Origin of the sequence: Actinacidiphila oryziradicis, assembly GCF_005047355.1 — a bacterium.
GTDB lineage: Bacteria > Actinomycetota > Actinomycetes > Streptomycetales > Streptomycetaceae > Actinacidiphila > Actinacidiphila oryziradicis.
In genome coordinates this window covers 25714-42688 of sequence record NZ_SUMC01000041.1, presented here as the reverse complement: position 1 = coordinate 42688, position 16975 = coordinate 25714, and the positions used below count along the sequence as shown (strand labels likewise).

Below are 16975 nucleotides of genomic sequence, written 5' to 3'. Positions count from 1 at the left end.
CTACTCACCCTTATCTGACGACTCGTCACTGTTTTGGCGGACAGGAGCGGTCGTCGGGGTCTCACCGTTCACTCCGCTCATGAAGTCCGCCAGCCACATACCGGGCTGCACGGGCTGCTGCTCGTCCGTCGCCGAGGCAGGCGAAGCAGTGACAGGACCGGCGGCGGCAGGCGCGTCGGCCGTCCGGGCCGTCGGAACCGTCGGGGTACGACGGCGGCGCTGAGGCAGGCCGTTGGAGTTGCGCTCGGTGACGATCGGGGCATCGTCGTCCAGCTCGACGGGCCGGGGCCCGGTGACCGGCCGGGCGGCCCGGACCGGCGCGGCGGCCGGCGCAGCCTCCGGGGCCGGGGCCGCAGTGGTGGGAAGCGGCTCCGGGCGCGGCCCGGACGAGGCGCCGATACCGTGCGCCCGGCCGGTCGCCGGGGCCGTGGTGACCAAATCCTGCGGCACGATCAGCACGGCGCGCACACCGCCGTACGCGGACGAGCGCAGCGACACCTGGAACCCGTACGCCTGCGCCAGCCTGCCGACCACGGCCAGGCCGAGGCGCGGGGTCTCGCCCAGGTCGTTGAGGTCGATACCGGCCTGCGCCTGCTGGAGCATCCGCTCGGCCCTGGACCGGGCCTCCTCGCTCAGGCTGACGCCGCCGTCCTCGATCTCGATGGCGATCCCGGACTGCACCTCGACCGCGGTCAGGTGCACCCGGGTCTGCGGCGGCGAGTAGCGGGTCGCGTTGTCGAGCAGCTCAGCGAGCGCGTGGATCAGCGGCTCGACGGCGGGGCCGGTGACGGCGATCTCGGTCACCGCGTGAAGGTCGACGCGCTGGTATTCCACGATCCGCGACATGGCGCCGCGCAGCACGCTGAACAGCGGCACGGCCCGGCTCCACTGGCGGCCGGGGCGGGCACCGCCGAGCACAGCGATGGAGTCGGCGAGGCGGCCGATGAGCGCGGTGCCGTGGTCGAGCTTCAGCAGGTCTCCGAAGACCATCGCGTCCCGGCCGTGCCGGTCCTCCATCGCCCGCAGGTCGGTCGCCTGCTGGTGCACGATCGCCTGCACACGGCGGGCGATGTTCACGAACGCCCGCTGCGCGGACTCGCGCAGATCCTCCTCGGCCTGAACCGCCTCCACGACCGAACGCAGCACCTCGCCGTGCGCGGCCTTGAAGTCGGCGCTGAGGTCTTCTTCGTTCTCGTAACTCACCCTGGACAATGCGTCGTCGGCGAAATTGCCCTGCTGCATCCGGGCCACCACCTGTGGCAGCAGCTTCTCGGCCAGCCGTACCGTCTCGGCCTCCTGCCGCCCCAGCTGATGCTGCAGCGCGGCCTCCCGCTCGGCGAGCCGCTCGCGCATCGCGGCGAGCGCCCGCCCTCGGCGGGCGGTCTCCGCGGCTATGACCGCCACGGCTATGGTCGCGGCCACGCCGCACCACATGACGGCGGTGCGCGCCCCGGCATCAACGGCCAGCACGGTGAGCGCGGCAGCCGCAGCGGTCACCACCGAAGGCAGTAACCACACAAGGGCAGAGGCACGGCGTTGGCCTCCGGGTGACGATCCAGCATGAACCATCAGCATCCTCAAACCATCAAAAGACTATGGAACTGGAACGACAACGCAAATGAATACGGCGCCGACGACGGCCCGCGGGGGCCCAAAACGCACGGCCCGAGCAGCGGCAGCGATCAGTGGCAACAACGTACGGCAATTGCCCCGTCACGCTGAGCCGCAAGCAGCATAACGGGTTCCCATACGTACTGAGTCACCGTCACTGGGTATTCGATTCACGGCAGTTGGCGGAATGCGCTTGCTTCGGTCATACGTTCAGAAAGATACGTACGTGCGTTTGCGCTATCGAATACAGCTTCGTATCGACCGAATACGCTCCCCATTTCGATCAGGGATACTGGTTTGAGTCACGAGCGTGCGTACGAGTGCCTTGGGCGGTTGGGGCTCGTGCGGCGCGAGGGCGCGGTCCCCCGTCCACAGGCGCTACGTCGTGGGGCTCACGTCCAGGAGCTTGGCCAGACGCTCGACCGAGGCCGGGGCCTCGCGGTGCAGGGCGGCGATGTCCAGCCCGTCGTCGCCAAGGATCACCAGCAGCGCCTGCTCGCCGATCAGCTCGCCAGGAAAACGCCTGGCAGGAAAGTATCCGAATCCCTGGGACGCGTCCCGCGCTGATGGCATGAGGGCCGACCGCGCAGGCCCGCCCGGCGCCCGGGGGTCAGGCGCCGGGACTCAGGCACCGGGGACGGTCTGGTGGATCTGCTGGAGGAACGCCGCGTTGCTCGGCGTCTTCTTGATCTTCTCCAGCAGCACCTCGAGCGTCGTGTGCGACTCCCTGCCGAGCAGGGCCCGGCGCAATCCGTGCACGGCTGTCAGTTCCGCCGCCGGAAGCAGGAGTTCCTCACGCCGGGTGCCGGACTGGATGACATCGATCGCCGGGAAGATCCGCTTGTCCGCGAGCGAACGGTCCAGCCGCAGCTCCATGTTGCCGGTGCCCTTCAACTCCTCGAAGTAGTAGTCGTCGGCCCGGGAGCCGGTGTCCACCAGCGCGGTGGCGAGAATGGTCAGCGAGCCGCCCTCCTCGGCGAGGCGCGCCGTGCCGAAGAGCCGCTTGGGCCCTTGCAGGGCTGCGGCGTCGACGCCGCCGGTGAGGGTGCGGCCACCGCTGGCAGCCGCGTTGTTGTAGGCCCGGCACAGCCGGGTCAGGGAGTCCAGGAGGATGACCACGTCCTGGCCGAGTTCGACCAGCCGCTTGGCGCGTTCCACGGCGAGTTCGGCGAGCGCGATGTGCTCCTTGGCCGGGCGGTCGAAGGTCGAGGCGAGCACCTCGCCGCGTACGGAGCGGCGCATGTCGGTGACTTCCTCGGGCCGCTCGTCGAGCAGGACCACCATCAGATGGCAATCGGGGTGGTTGTCGGCGACGGCGGCGGCGAGTTGTTGCAGGAGCACGGTCTTGCCGGTCCTGGGGGGCGCCACGATCAGGCCGCGCTGCCCTTTCCCGACGGGGGCGACCAGGTCGACGACACGGGTCGTCAGAATGCCGGCCGAGGTCTCCAGTCCCAGCCGCTGCCGGGGGTGGAGCGGGGTCAGGTCGCCGAAGTGCACCCGTCCGCGCAGTGCCTCGGGCGGACGGCCGTTGACACGCTCCACCTGGGCGAGTGAACGCGGCCGGCCCGTGACGCCTTCGATGGCGTCGCCCTTGCGCAGGCCGTACTGATGGATCTGAGCCGGCGGCACCTGTACGTCACCCGACGTAGGCAGATAGCCGGCGGCGCGCAGGAAGCCCTGGCTGTTCACGATGTCGAGGACCCCGGCGACCGGGACGGCCTGAAGGTGCTGTTGGCGGGCAAGCGGGCGTTCAAGAGTGCTGGTCATGCAGAGTCCTTTCAACGGACAAGGTGAGACAGAGGCCCGGCGGTCCGGCGGGGGCGGAAAAACCACGCCACACGCGGGAGGCCAGGGGCCGGGGAGGTAAGTACGACAGCGCTGGATTGCCGATCAGAGAAGGACGGGCCCAGCCGCGCCGTCAAGGGCATTGAAGCACCGGCGCCGGAGACCGGCGTACACAAGTGCTGGTTCCCATGATAACACCCCGGGAGCGGAAACGCCATGAACGCCCGCACGGCCAGGGGCGCGCCCGCCATCCGCCCTCGGGCCCAAGCTCGGGCCCGGGCTCGGGCCCAGGCTCGGGCTCGGGCCTCGGTCCGACGGAAGCTCCTCCCGTGCCGGTTCGACGAGCACTCACCGAACCGGCGGGTACCCGCCGGGGAGGACGTGACGTGACGCCGCGGCCGGCCGCAGCATTTGCGGCGGTCCGGTTTCGCCTGGATGTCCGGGACCTCCATGGCGGCCTCAGTTTGTTGCATTCCTGTAAGAACGGGTTAACGTTTGCGGTCGGCTACTGACGGACGGGCGTTCGCAGGTGACTCTGAATTGGTCGGACCATCCGTCCACTGACTCCCCCGCACCAGTGACCGAGAGGCACAGCCCTATGCGCCACCTTCTGCCGATAGCAGCGGTGTCCGCCGCTTCACTCGCCCTTCTGACGGCCTGCGGCTCAAGCTCGGGCTCGGGCTCCGGCTCGACAACAAACGCCGCAGCATCCACCGCCCCGGTCTCGGCCGCCTGCAAGCAGCTGCAGACCACGTACCCGACGCTCAAGGGCAAGACGTTCACGAACGCGATCAACCCGCACACGCCGGGCTACGAGGCACTCGATCCCAAGGATCCGAGCAAATACGTCGGATTCGACATCGATCTCGGCACCGCCCTGGGCGACTGTCTGGGCTTCAAGCTGAACTACAAGGCGGTGGCCTTCCCGGCGCTGCTGACCACGCTGCAGAGCGGCCAGGCCGACCTCGTCATCTCCGACATCTACGCCACCGCCCAGCGCGCCAAGGCGGCGGACTTCGTCACCTACTCCAAGGTCTACGACGGAGTGCTGGTGCGCAAGGGCAACCCGAAGAAGCTCACGGGCATCAACACCTCCCTCTGCGGGTCCACGGCCGCGCTCAACACCGGCTTCGTCGAGGTGCCGCTCGTCCAGAACCTCGCCAGTGCGTGCAAGGCCGCCGGCCGTCCTGCTCCGCAGGTGCAGCTGTACGACAACAACGCCCAGTGCATCCAGGCGATCCTCGCCGGCCGGGCGGACACCTACATCAACGACGTCAACACCGTGGACCAGGCGGTCAAAGCGAACCCGGGGACCCTGGACAAGGCGACCGCCGTGACGCTGCCGTACTCCATCGGCATCGCCGTACCGAAGAACAAGACCCAGTTCCGCGACGCCATCAAGGCCGCGGTCACCGAGGTACAGAAGAGCGGCACCGAGACGAAGCTGCTCAAGAAGTGGGCGCTTCAGACGGGCACTCTGGAGGCACCCAAGCTGGTGACCGGCTGATGTCCGGCTTCCTTCACTACCTGGAGATGCCGTATCTGCTGCAGGGCATCCTCATCACCCTGCAGCTGACCGCGCTGGGGCTGCTCGGCGGTCTGGTGCTGGGGTTGGCACTGGCGAGCATGCAGTTGTCCAGGCATCGGGCGCTGTCCGCGGTGGCGCGCGGATACACGGTCATCTTCCGGGGCACCCCGCTGATCCTGCAGCTGGTCTTCGCCTACGACGCCCTGCCGCACATCGGGCTCATGCTGAGCCCGATGATGGCGGCCGGACTCGCGCTCGCGGCCAACGAGGCCACCTTCATCGCGGAGGTCTTCCGGTCCGGTGTGCTCGGGGTGGACAAGGGCCAGGTCACCGCCGGCCAGGCGCTCGGTATGACACCGCGCGTGATCATGAGGCGCGTTGTCGCTCCGCAGGCGATCCGCCTGATGGTCCCGGCCCTCGGCAACGAAGCCGTGACGACGCTCAAGAACTCCTCGCTCGCCTCGTTCATCGCCGTCCAGGAACTGACCCTGCGCAGCACCCAGCTCGCCTCGTCCACCTTCGACTTCTTCTCGATCTTCTTCGCGTCAGGGGTGATGTATCTCGCCCTCACCGGAGCCATCAGCGCCATACAGCTGGCGGCCGAGCGCGCGCTGGACCTGGATCGCCCCGCGTCCCGGTCGTGGGCGGCCCGGCTGCTGCCGGTCCGCCGGCCGGTCGCACCGCTCGCGGAGAAGGACGCCGGTGCCGCGGCGCCCGCCGAGGCCGAGGAACCATGGCTGCCGCCGGCCCCGCCCGAGCCGTGGGAACGGGAAGCCCGCGCCGCGGCGCTCAACGGCGCCCCGGCGGCCGTCGAGGTCCGCGACCTGCACAAGCGGTACGGGGAGCACGTCGTGCTCAACGGGCTGGACATGACCGTGACGACCGGCGAGGTCGTCGCTCTGCTCGGCCCCAGCGGGTCCGGCAAGAGCACGCTGCTGCGCGGCATCAACCACCTGGAGGACGTGGAGTCGGGGGCGGTCCTGATCGGCGGCCGCCGTATCGGCTACACGGACGACGGCAGGCCGCTCTCCCCCACGAAGGTCGCCGGTGCCCGCGCGCAGGCCGGAGTTGGCATGGTCTTCCAGCACTTCAACCTCTTCAGCCACCTCACCGCCCGTGAGAACGTGGCGGGACCGCTGCGGTGGGTGCACGGGATGCCGGCCGCGCGGGCCGAAAGCAGGGCGGACGAGCTGCTGGAACAGGTCGGTCTGGCCCATCGGGCGGACGCCCTGCCGCGGCACCTGTCGGGCGGTCAGCAGCAGCGCGTGGCCATCGCCCGGGCGCTCGCGCCCAACCCCCGGGTGCTGCTGCTCGACGAGCCGACGTCGGCCCTCGACCCGGAACTCATCCACGAAGTGCTCGAGGTGATCCGCGGGCTCGCCCGCGAGGACGGGCTGACCATGCTCATCGCCACCCACCAGCTGCGCTTCGCTCAGGAGGTCGCCGACCGGGTCGTGTTCATGAGTGACGGGTCCGTCACCGAGGAGGGGCCCGCCGAGGAGATCCTCACCCGTCCCAAGCACCCGGCCACCGCGCGGTTCCTGCGGATCATGGGCGCGGAAAGCGTTGGAGAGGTCGCATGACAGAGAAAGAGACCTTCGTCTTCTCGCCCGAGGACGGAGTGCCGCCGCAGGTGGGCCCGTTCGCGCACGCGACCCGCTTCGGATCGCTGGTCTTCATCACCGGGCAGATGCCCACCGACCCGGCGACAGGCCGGTTGGTGGAGGGCGGTGTGGTCGCCCAGGCGGAGCAGGTGTGCCGCAATCTGGAGGCCGTACTCCGGCAGTTCGGCCTCACGCTCGATGACGCGCTGATGGTCCGGGTCTACCTGACCTCCTTCGACGACTTCGGCGTCTTCAACAAGGCCTACGAAACATGGTTCGGCGGCCCCCTGCCGAGCCGCACATGCGTCGGCGTCACCGGGCTGGCCGTGGGCGCCGAAATCGAGATTGACCTGATCGCCGGAATACCGGAGAGGAACGAGTCATGAACATGCCCCTCCTTCAGCCCCACGAGGGACCCATCCCCGGCCGGCACTACCTGGCGTCGACCGTCGAAACGGTCACCTGGGGATGGCTCCCCACCGAGGGCGCCACACAGATCGCCGAGATGGGCTCCGGGGAGACGATCACCGTGGACACCGTCTCGCACGAGGGCATCGTGGAGGACCACGGCAGAGATCCCCGGACCTTCTTCGGACAGTTCGGGGTCGGCCCCGACGACGTGTTGCGCGACGCCGTCGACATCGCGGCCGGATTCCCCGTCCGCGACGCAAGTGCCGACGGACCGCATGTCGTCACCGGGCCGATCGCGGTCAGCGGGGCCAGGCCCGGCGACGTACTGAAGATCGACTTCCTGGAGCTCGTGCCGCGAGCGCCGTACGGAGTCATCTCCAGCAGGCACGGTTACGGCGCCCTGGCCGGGGAGCTCCCGCCGCTGCCGTACGCCGGCTTCGAGCCCGATCCGAGCGACCCGGAGAAGGCCGGCCACGTCTCCAAGTTCTGCCGGGCCTCGGCGGACTTCACAGGGAGCCTGGCGGTGCCGGGCGGCCGGGAGCTGCGCTTTCCCCTCGCGCCGTTCCTCGGGCTCATCGGGGTGACGCCCAGTGGTGCCACTGCCCTCAACTCCGTGCCGCCCGGGCCGTTCGGCGGCAACATGGACGTCAAGGACCTGGTCGCGGGCACCAGCCTGTACCTGCCGGTGCAGGTGGACGGCGCCGGGCTGTTCATGGGAGACCCGCACTACGCCCAGGGGCACGGCGAGGTGGCTCTCACCGCGCTGGAGGCCCCGCTGCGCGCGACCCTGCGTGCGACGGTGCTGCCGGCGGAGGAAAGCCGCGCTCTGCTGGGCTTGCTGCAGCGGCCCTTCGGCGAGACCTCGGAGCACTGGATCGCGCTCGGCCTGCACCGCGACCTCAATGAGGCGTTCCGCGAGGCGGTCCGCGAGGCCCTTCGCGTACTCACCGATCTGTACCAGGTGCCGACCGACGACGGCTACGCCTATCTGAGTGCCGCCGCGGACTTCGTGGTGACCCAGGTGGTGGACGACGTCAAGGGCGTCCACTGCCTGATCCGTAAGAGCGACTTCGCCGCATGGACATGATCGTAGAAGACTCTCGGTGCCCGCCCCGGCCGGGGATTGAAGCCCGGACCGCGGTGAACGGGCACTGTACGCTGACTGCACAGTGGTCGAGGAGGTACAGGGCATGGGAGTGGCGAAGGTGCCGCCGCTGCGCACCCGTGTCCGCAGCGTAAGCGACGCGCTCGTCGCCCACCTGGAGCAGATGATCGCACTGGGCGAACTCGGCCCGGGTGACAGGCTGCCGTCGGAGCGCGAACTGGCCGAGTCGCTGTCGGTGTCACGGACCTCGCTACGGGAAGCCCTGCACAAGCTGGAGGACAAGCACCTCATCGAGCGACGGCAGGGCAGGGGCACCGTGGTGCTGGCGCCGCCCGCGCAGGTCAATGAGCTCTACGCCAGGCTGGCCGAGTTGGGCGAGACCGACCGGGAGCTGGCGAATGTGGCCGAGCTGCGGACGGTCATCGAGCCGAAGATCGCCGAGTTCGCGGCATTGCGGGCGACCAGCGCCGACCTACTGCAGATGGACGACATCCTGCACGCCACGGACGAGAACCTGCTGGGCGCCAAGTCGCTGGAGCTGGACATCCAGTTCCATCTGACTCTGGCCCGGGCGAGCCACAATCCGCTGCTCACCGCATTGAGCACGATGGTCAGTTCGTGGACCACCCCGGTACGCAAGGACTCCCACAGCACCCGGGAGGGACGCCGGTCGTCCCTGGCCGGCCACCGGGCGATCCGTGACGCGCTCGAGGCCCGTGACCCGGCGGCGGCGGCCGGGGCCATGATCCTGCATCTCGCCGATGTGGACCAGTTGATCCGGCGCACGCGCCACCAGGCCTGACTTCTCCGACCCTCTCCGATCTTCCCCCGCTGGGCGGGACCGGCCCGCCCAGCGCCACGGACCTGCCTGCCTGGACCGGACGCCCCGAAGTGAACGGAGGTAGGCTCGTAGCAGCGGCATTCCCGAAGTGACAGACGCTTTTTCCCCGCAGAATTCCCCGCAGAATCCCCACAGACCCACGGCACGGTCCGGGCGTCGGAGGTGGCTTATGGCGGTGAGGCTGAACAATCGGGCTTTCGATCATGCCAAAAGGCTGGTCAAGGAGCAGCTGGTCGTCCTGGACGAACGGGATGACTGGAGCGAGCACCGGCCCTCGGCCAAGGAAGAGAACAGCTACCTCGAAGAACACGGCTTCGCCGGATACCAGGTGTGGTATCTCGGCCTGGACGATGAGCAGGCCGAGGAAAACAAAGGCCGGTACAAGTTCCCGTACGGAGACTTCGAGAAAGTGCACCGGTGCGGTCTGCTCACCGTGGAGTCACGTGCCGGGCAGTACAAATACACCGACATTGAGCTCGCAGCCGCGCACCTGCATGGAATGCTCGACCAATTGAGGGGTTGAGATGGCGGTTCGTCTGTTCCGGGACCGAAGGGACGCCGGCCGGAGCCTGGCCGGGCTTCTTGAGCACTACTCGGGCGACCCGGCGGTCATTGTGCTGGGGTTGCCGCGCGGCGGTGTGCCGGTGGCCTACGAGGTCGCCATGGCGCTCGGTGCCCCGCTCGACATCTTCCTGGTCCGCAAGCTCGGTGTCCCGGGCCGTGAAGAGGTGGCGATGGGGGCGATCGCCGACGGCGGGGTGGCGGTGCTCAACGACGACGTCATCCGTGGCCTGGACATCCCGCCGGAGGCCATCCGGCGGGTGGCCGAGCACGAGAGCCGGGAGTTGCTGCGACGGGAGCAGGCCTACCGCGAGGGGCGCCCCTCGCCGGAGCTGGAGGGCAGGACGGTCATCCTGGTCGATGACGGCCTCGCGACCGGCGCGAGCATGCGGGCCGCCATCGGAGCCCTGCGCCGTCACCGGCCGGCGCGCCTGGTCGTCGCGGTGCCCGCCGCGCCCGGGGTGACCTGTGAGGAGCTGGCCGGCACGGTGGACGAGGTGGTGTGCGCCACGACGCCGTCGCCGTTCGTCGCGGTGGGCGAGTCGTACTGGGACTTCACCCAGACGACGGATGAGGAAGTGCGGGACCTCCTGCGGGCGGCGGCGAGGACGAGCCGCGTTTCAGCGGACGACGGGGGTCTGACGGAGGTGGCCCTCATCCGGGCCGAGGCGCTGCCGGTCGAGGACGGCGTGCCCAGCGACGAAGCGCTGTTCGCCCTGGTGGGCGACGCGCACTTCGTGCTGATCGGCGAAGCGTCGCACGGCACCCACGAGTTCTACGCCGCTCGTGCGCACATGACCCGGCGCCTCATCGAGGAGAAGGGGTTCTGCGCCGTGGCGGCCGAGGCCGACTGGCCGGACGCCTACCGGGTGAACCGGTTCGTCCGGGGTCGCAGCAGCGACGACGCCGCTGCCGAGGAGGCACTGCGCGGATTTGAACGCTTCCCGACCTGGATGTGGCGGAACACCGCCGTACTCGACTTCGTGGGCTGGCTCCGGGAGCACAACGACCGGCACCGTCCCGACGAGCGGGCCAAGGCGGGCTTCTACGGACTCGACGTCTACAGCTTGTACCGGTCGATCGACGAGGTCATCTCCTACCTGGACCACGTCGATCCGCAGGCCGCGGCTCGCGCCCGTGAGCGGTACGCCTGCTTCGACCACTACCGCGGCGAGGACGACGCGCAGGCCTGGGGCTTCGAGGCGGCCTTCGGAGCGGGCGAGACCTGCGAGCGGGAAGTGGTCGAGCAGCTGGTCGACCTGCGGCGGCACGCGGTGGAGTACGCGCGGCAGGACGGACTTCTCGCCGAGGACGATCTCTTCTACGCCGAGCAGAACGCGCGCACGGTGCGGGACGCGGCGACTTACTACCGCATGATGTTCGGCGGCCAGGTCTCCTCCTGGAATCTGCGCGACCGGCACATGGCCGAGACCCTCGACGCGCTGGCGGACCACCTCGGTCAGCAGCGGGGCGGGCCCGCGAAGATCGTGGTCTGGGAGCACAATTCGCATCTCGGTGACGCCCGGGCCACGGAGGCCGCGTCCCGGGGCGAGCTCAACGTCGGCCAGCTCGTACGCGAGGGACACCCCGGCGACTGCCGCCTCCTGGGCTTCACCACGCACGCCGGCACAGTGACCGCCGCCGACGACTGGGGAGGGCCGGCCGAACGAAAGGCGGTGCGCCCGGCACTGGCCGACAGCGTCGAGGAGCTGTTCCACGAGGCCGCCCAGAAGGAGTTCCTGATCCCGTTCGACCGTGCGCCGCGGGTAGCGGAGGCACTGCGTGCGGCGAAGCTGGAGCGGGCCATCGGCGTCATCTACCGCCCGGAGACCGAGCGGCAGAGCCACTACTTCCGGGTACGGATGGCCGACCAGTTCGACGCCGTGATCCACATCGACGAGACCCGGGCGGTGGAGCCGCTGGAGCGCACCCCCGGGTGGGAGTCGGGCGAGGTGCCCGAGACCTACCCGTTCGCGCTCTGAGCGGACCGTGCTTCCCCGAAACCCCCGCTTCTCCAGGAAGGACCGAGCCCATGGCCGAGACGGGATTCGCATCGTTCAACACGACGGTGGACAAAACCAATCGGATACTCAGGCAGATCGAAGAGGCCTACGGATGGCCGAAAGAGCTCCGGAACATGTCGTACGCGGCTCTGCGAGCCGTCCTCCATCAGCTCCGGGACCGCCTGACGGTCGAAGAAATCGCACAGCTCGGCGCGCAGCTGCCGATGCTTGTACGAGGCATCTACTACGAGGGCTGGGACCCGAGCCGCGTGCCCGTGAAGATGGACAGGGACGAGTTCCTCGCCCGGGTGCGGCACGAGTTCCCCTACACGGTGGAGGGCGGCACGGAGCCGCTCGTCCGCACGGTACTGCGGGCCCTGAGCCCCCACGTCAGTGAAGGTGAGTGGGAGGACATCAAATCCACCGTCCCGAGGGATTTGGCAGCCCTGCTGCCGTAGGCCGCCGCCTCCGGAGCGACACGTAGGGCCCGGGTGCTTGACCCGGGCCCTACGTGTGGTCTTCTTCGGAGGTCGTTCAAAAGGAGGCCGTCCCAAAGGGCGGTTCCCGGAATTTTCTGAACAACTCGTCGCGTATATCAGAAGCCGCCGGGAACCTGGCCGGTACCCGGCAGGTGCCTCTTGCAAGGCCCTGTCGTGGTTGACCGGTCCTATTTCCTACGATTACTCCGATTTGCCCCGTGGTCAAGCGATCCCGCGAGATTGTTTCAAGCGTCGCCGGGCCCCAGGCCGGACCCGCCATCCCGGGCGCCACGACCGTGCCGGCGCCGCGCCTGGCGGCCGTCCGCCGTACGGACAGGGCCGGCCGACACCGTGTAGCACGCGACTCGCCCGGCGAGCTGATCCAACCGAATGGTCAGAGCAAAGCGCCCAATCTCTGGGCAAGAACCATCAGGAGTGATCATAATATGTGACAGGCGGCATCCTGGCCGAAAATGAACGGTGCTTCGGGGGCCTATTCATGACGTCAACCGCTGCGTGCACCGGGCCCGCTCTGCGGCCGGGGAGATGGAGCCCTGCCCGAGTGCCGCCCGCATCCTGATCCGGCCGAAGGCACCGGGCGGCGCGCGCTTGGACCGCACGGAGCCGGGACCGCAGCTCGTCCCGGCGTTCAGCCGGGAGGGGAAGGCTGCCGAGCAGGTCGTGAGTCCACCGCAGGTGCCCGGCGACCGCCGACGCCCGACTCTGGCCGTTCACCATCCGCTGTTCCATCACGCCGTCGGCGTATGGACGGTTGTGGGGCCAACTTCCCGTCGGACGATGGGATCGGCACGATACGGGTGAGCCGATTCGCAGCGGCGGGCGTCGCTGTTTCACCGGCCATACGTCCCGGCGTTTTTGTTACGGCAACGTAAATCTGACCGTACGGAAGGAAAACAGCGGCAGACATCATTCAGCCAACTCAACAGAAGCTCTACAGAACATCCGCACCACCCTGGAAGATATGGCGGGGCAGCGGACGACAACGTCGGGCACGTCCAGCCGAAGGATTGTCATGTCCAAGTCCATAGGCATTACATGGGAATTCCATAGGCGTTACACAGGGGAGTGCGGCAGCGGCCTGCCGCAGCCAACCTCCCGGAGAACCGGAGAAGGAGACACCATGGGCTGGACAGCCAGAGCCGCAGAGGCCTGCGTTGCCGCATTACTGCTGGTCGCCGCGTCACCGGCCGCACACGCCGATACCGCGTCGACCCCCCGAATAGACCTGCAGATCCTCGTCGTCGACGACGGCGGCCCGGCCACCGGGGCGATTACCGCCGAACTGGACGCCTCAGGCTCACCGTATACGCGCGTAGATCTCACCGATGCCGCCCGCCCGCAGATCACCGCGAGCTTTCTCAGCGACACCGTCGACGGACGGCCCCGGGCGAAGTACCAAGCCGTGGTGGTGCCGAACGACAGCCCGTTCGGCAGCGGGTCGGCGGAGATGACCGCGCTGACCTCGTATGAGCAGTCCTTCGGCATCCGGCAGGTCGACGCCTACACCTACGCGAGGCCCGAGGTCGGGCTGAACTACGCACAGAACCCCGGCTACATCGGTTCGCTGGACGGCACCACCGCCGAGGTCACTCCCGCCGGGACCGCGGGCCCCTTCGGCTACCTCAAAGGGAGCGTCCCGTTCGAGGACAACTCCACCACGGTGTCCGAGAGTTACGGCTATCTGGCTGTGCCGCTGGCGCAGCAGGCGGCCGGCGCCACCTTCACCGAGTACGTCGGGGCGCCCATTCCCGGGGGCTCCGGGAGCGGCTCGCTCATCGGCGAGTACGACCACGACGGGCGCAGCGAGCTGGTCGTCACCTTCGTGTACAACCAGTACCAGCAGCAGTTCAGGCTGCTGGTGCGGGGCATGGTGGAGTGGATGACCCAGGGTATCCATCTGGGCGCCGACCGCAACTACTTCTCGGTGCACGTCGATGACGTCTTCCTCGGCGACGACCGCTGGAACACCGAGCTCAACTGCACTCCGGGCGACATCGACTGCCCCGCGGGCACCGGCGACGACGCCAACCCGATCCGCATGACCGCGGCCGACGCGCAGTACGCGACGCAGTGGTCGAAGGCGCACGGGATGACCCTGGACCTGGTGTTCAACGGCGGCGGCAGCGCGGACTACGTGGCCGCGAACGGCGGCACCGACCCGCTGGCACAACAACTGATCGCCGGCAAGGACACCTACCGGTGGGTCGACCACACCTACAACCACCCCTTCCTCGGCTGCGTCCAGGACGTCACCGTCGTGCCCTGGAAGTGCGCCACCGACGCTTCCGGTGCGACACAGTGGGTGAGCGAGTCCGACATCAGCTCGCAGATCACCCAGAACACCGACTGGGCGGCGGCGAACGGGATCAGCCTCGACACCGGCGAACTGGTCACCGGTGAGCACTCCGGGCTGAAGATCCTGCCGCAGCAGCCGGAGGACAATCCCAACCTCGCCCCCGCGCTCGCCGCCAACGGAGTGACCGCCCTGGCCAGTGACGCCTCGCGGGAATCCGAACAGCGCGCGGCCGGTTCGGCGCTGACCGTGCCGCGCCACCCCATGAACGTCTTCTACAACGCCGGCCGGACGAACGAGGAGGTGGACGAGTACAACTGGATCTACACTAGTGTGGCCAACGGCGGCAGCGGCACCTGCGAGACGTCCACCACGTCCACCTGCCTGTCCGCCCCGCTGGACACGAGCACCGGCTACGCCTCGTACATCGTTCCGCTGGAGAGCCGGACCGCGCTGGACCACGTGCTGGGCAACGACCCGCTGCCGCACTACATCCACCAGTCGAACTTCGCCGAGGACCGCATCGCGTACCCGCTGCTGGAGAAGATCCTCGGCGACTACCAGAACCTCTTCGCGGACAACACACCGATCGTCAACCTGCGGATGCAGGACACCGCCACCGAGCTGCAGCACCGCGCCACGTGGAAGGCGGCCCTCAAGGCCGGGCAGGTCACCGCGTACCGCATCGGCTCCGCAGTCACCATCAGCGCCCCGGACGGCGTCCCGGCCATCGCCACCATGCCCGCCGGCACCACGCAGTCGCTCGCGCTGGGCGACAGCGCCTTCGGCACTTCCTACGCCGGCCTGCTTTCCGGATGGACGGCCCCCGGCGATCTGCAGAGCGACGTCAGCCTGACCTTGGCGTCCTCGGCCACGCCCGCCGCGGTCGCCGCCTCCGCCACAACGGCGGACGTGACCGTGCCGGCGCCCGCACACAGGCTGCCGGTGCCCGCCGGTGCCTCGGACCCGGTGCCGTTTCAGCCGGCCACCGCCGCCGGACAGCGCTGAGCTGAGGCCGGCAACCGCATTCCGCTCCCGGGGAGAACGGACCAGCAGCCATGGACAAACCACTCCGCTCCACGGTGACCCTGCTCACCGAAGGAACGTATCCGCACAGCCTCGGCGGGGTGAGCGTGTGGTGCGACCAGTTGGTCGAGGGCATGCCCGACGTCGACTTCCGGGTCGTCGCGATCACGGGCAGCGGCCAGGAACCGCTCGCCTGGAAGCTGCCCGCCAACGTCCATGACGTGAGGTCGCTCCCCCTTTGGGGGCCCGTGCCGCAGGGCCGGGCCCCCAAAGGGAAGCACCGCAGGGCCTTTCTGGCCATGTACGAGCAGTTCCTGCTGTCCTTGCTCGACCCGCAGGAGGAACCGCGCTTCCCGACCGCGCTGTACGCGATGGCCGGGCACGCGCGGCGGGGATCGCTGGCCGCCGCACTGCGCTCGGAGGCCGCGGTACGCCTCCTCGCGGACGTCTGGCGCCGACCGAACATCGCCGCCTCCGCCGCCCGCCCCACCCTGCACGACGCGCTCACCGCCACCGAGTTGCTCGAACACGCGCTGCGCCCGCTGGCGGCGGTCCTCCGCGAGGGGGGCGTGTCGCACGCCGTCAGCGGCGGCCTGGCCGCCCTGCCGGGGCTGGTGGCCAAGCGTTGGCACGGCACGCCGCTGCTGCTCACCGAGCACGGCGTCTACCTGCGCGAACGCTATCTCGGCTACCGGACGGGCCCCTACAGCTGGCCGGTCAAGGCCCTCCTGCTCGGTTTCTTCCGGCTGCTCGCCGAGGAGATATACACCCGCGCGGACCTGGTCACCCCCGGCAACCGCTACAACCGCCGCTGGGAGGAGCACGGCGGCACCCCGCCCGAACGCATCCGCACCGTCTACAACGGCGTCGACCCCAGCGCCTTCCCGCCGGCCGGCCCCGAGCCGCGACTGCCGACCCTCACCTGGGCCGGCCGGGTGGACCCGATCAAGGACCTGGAGACCCTGATCCGTGCGTTCGCCCTGGTCCGGCACGAGGTCCCCGAGGCCCGGCTACGGCTGTTCGGGGGCACCCCGCGCGGCGGCGAGGCCTACCGCGAGCGGTGCGAGGCGCTCGCCACCGAACTGGGCGTCGCCGACGCCGTGGTCTTCGAGGGCCGGGTGCCGGACATCCGCGACGCCTACGCGGCGGGCAGCGTGGTGATGCTCTCCAGCATCAGCGAGGGTTTCCCGTTCACCCTCATCGAGGCCATGTCCTGTGCCAGGCCCACCGTCTCGACGGACGTCGGAGGCGTCCGCGAAGCGGTCGGCGACACAGGACTGGTGGTCCCCCCGCGTGAGCCCAAGGCCATGGCCGCGGCCGCGCTGGAACTGCTGCGGGACCCGGCACGCCGCCTGGCGATGGGCGAGGCCGCCCGGCTCCGGGTGATCGAGCAGTTCACCCTGCGCCAGACCATCGACGCCTTCCGCGCCATCTACGGCGACCTCACCGCGGAGCCGGCGGCCGGCCTGCGGGCTGCGGAACCGGCGTTCCAGTACGAGGCGATCGCGGGAGGCCGACGATGAGCGGGCCGCTGCACCTGGTCAAAAAACTGACGACAGAAGGCGACGAGGGCGCCCTGCCCTTCCTGCCGCGGCCGGCCGCGGGGCCTGTCCGGCCGTCCGTGGAGGAAGGAGCGGGGTCTGGTGCCTGTGAATCGCAGGGAGCGGGCGGAGGTGGCGGCACCTCGCGGCCGGAGCCTGGGGGAGG

At 69.3% G+C, this 16975-nt stretch carries 13 protein-coding genes; 10 read left to right on the top strand and 3 right to left on the bottom strand.

The annotated features are described in order from the left end of the window. The 3 genes from FCI23_RS32695 to rho all read right to left on the bottom strand — a co-directional run bounded on the left by FCI23_RS32695 (window position 1) and on the right by rho (window position 3378). Window positions 1-1569: a sensor histidine kinase gene (locus tag FCI23_RS32695; protein ID WP_211265543.1), complete on the bottom strand. Its 1569-nt coding sequence runs from the start codon at window positions 1567-1569 to the stop codon at window positions 1-3. A gap of 420 nt (window positions 1570-1989) precedes the next feature. Further along, window positions 1990-2184 (bottom strand): hypothetical protein, encoded by a 195-nt coding sequence (locus FCI23_RS63195; protein WP_211265541.1) that lies wholly within the window; start codon window positions 2182-2184, stop codon window positions 1990-1992. Between the two features lie 51 nt (window positions 2185-2235). Beyond that, window positions 2236-3378: a transcription termination factor Rho gene (rho, locus tag FCI23_RS32685; RefSeq protein WP_136727638.1), complete on the bottom strand. Its 1143-nt coding sequence runs from the start codon at window positions 3376-3378 to the stop codon at window positions 2236-2238. Window positions 3379-4021: 643 nt separating this feature from the next. Between rho and FCI23_RS32680 the strand changes: the two genes are divergently transcribed. From FCI23_RS32680 to pelF, 10 genes are all read left to right on the top strand, one after another. Further along, window positions 4022-4903 carry an ABC transporter substrate-binding protein gene (locus tag FCI23_RS32680; protein ID WP_211265540.1) on the top strand — a complete coding sequence of 294 codons (882 nt, stop codon included), beginning with the start codon at window positions 4022-4024 and terminating at the stop codon, window positions 4901-4903. Then, the gene (locus FCI23_RS63190; RefSeq protein WP_136727636.1) at window positions 4903-6507 is read left to right on the top strand and encodes an amino acid ABC transporter permease/ATP-binding protein; all 1605 of its coding nucleotides are present in this window, start codon (window positions 4903-4905) and stop codon (window positions 6505-6507) included. Before FCI23_RS32680 ends, FCI23_RS63190 begins: the two co-directional genes overlap by 1 nt. Then, window positions 6504-6914, top strand: a complete 411-nt coding sequence (locus FCI23_RS32670; protein ID WP_136727635.1) for a RidA family protein — start codon at window positions 6504-6506, stop codon at window positions 6912-6914. Before FCI23_RS63190 ends, FCI23_RS32670 begins: the two co-directional genes overlap by 4 nt. Next, window positions 6911-8026, top strand: coding sequence for an acetamidase/formamidase family protein (locus FCI23_RS32665; protein ID WP_246144272.1), 1116 nt, complete (start codon window positions 6911-6913; stop codon window positions 8024-8026). Before FCI23_RS32670 ends, FCI23_RS32665 begins: the two co-directional genes overlap by 4 nt. Before the next feature lie 103 nt (window positions 8027-8129). Continuing rightward, window positions 8130-8846: a FadR/GntR family transcriptional regulator gene (locus FCI23_RS32660; protein WP_136727634.1), complete on the top strand. Its 717-nt coding sequence runs from the start codon at window positions 8130-8132 to the stop codon at window positions 8844-8846. Between the two features lie 208 nt (window positions 8847-9054). Then, complete coding sequence (locus tag FCI23_RS32655) at window positions 9055-9408, top strand: hypothetical protein (protein ID WP_136727633.1); 354 nt, start codon at window positions 9055-9057, stop codon at window positions 9406-9408. A gap of 1 nt (window position 9409) precedes the next feature. After that, on the top strand, window positions 9410-11428 hold the full coding sequence (locus tag FCI23_RS32650; protein ID WP_136727632.1) for an erythromycin esterase family protein: 2019 nt from the start codon (window positions 9410-9412) through the stop codon (window positions 11426-11428). Between the two features lie 50 nt (window positions 11429-11478). After that, window positions 11479-11907, top strand: coding sequence for a DUF2267 domain-containing protein (locus FCI23_RS32645; RefSeq protein WP_136727631.1), 429 nt, complete (start codon window positions 11479-11481; stop codon window positions 11905-11907). A gap of 1162 nt (window positions 11908-13069) precedes the next feature. After that, window positions 13070-15250, top strand: coding sequence for a hypothetical protein (locus FCI23_RS32640; RefSeq protein WP_211265539.1), 2181 nt, complete (start codon window positions 13070-13072; stop codon window positions 15248-15250). Between the two features lie 50 nt (window positions 15251-15300). Next, window positions 15301-16791 (top strand): GT4 family glycosyltransferase PelF, encoded by a 1491-nt coding sequence (gene pelF, locus FCI23_RS32635; RefSeq protein ID WP_136727630.1) that lies wholly within the window; start codon window positions 15301-15303, stop codon window positions 16789-16791. Window positions 16792-16975 lie beyond the last annotated feature (184 nt).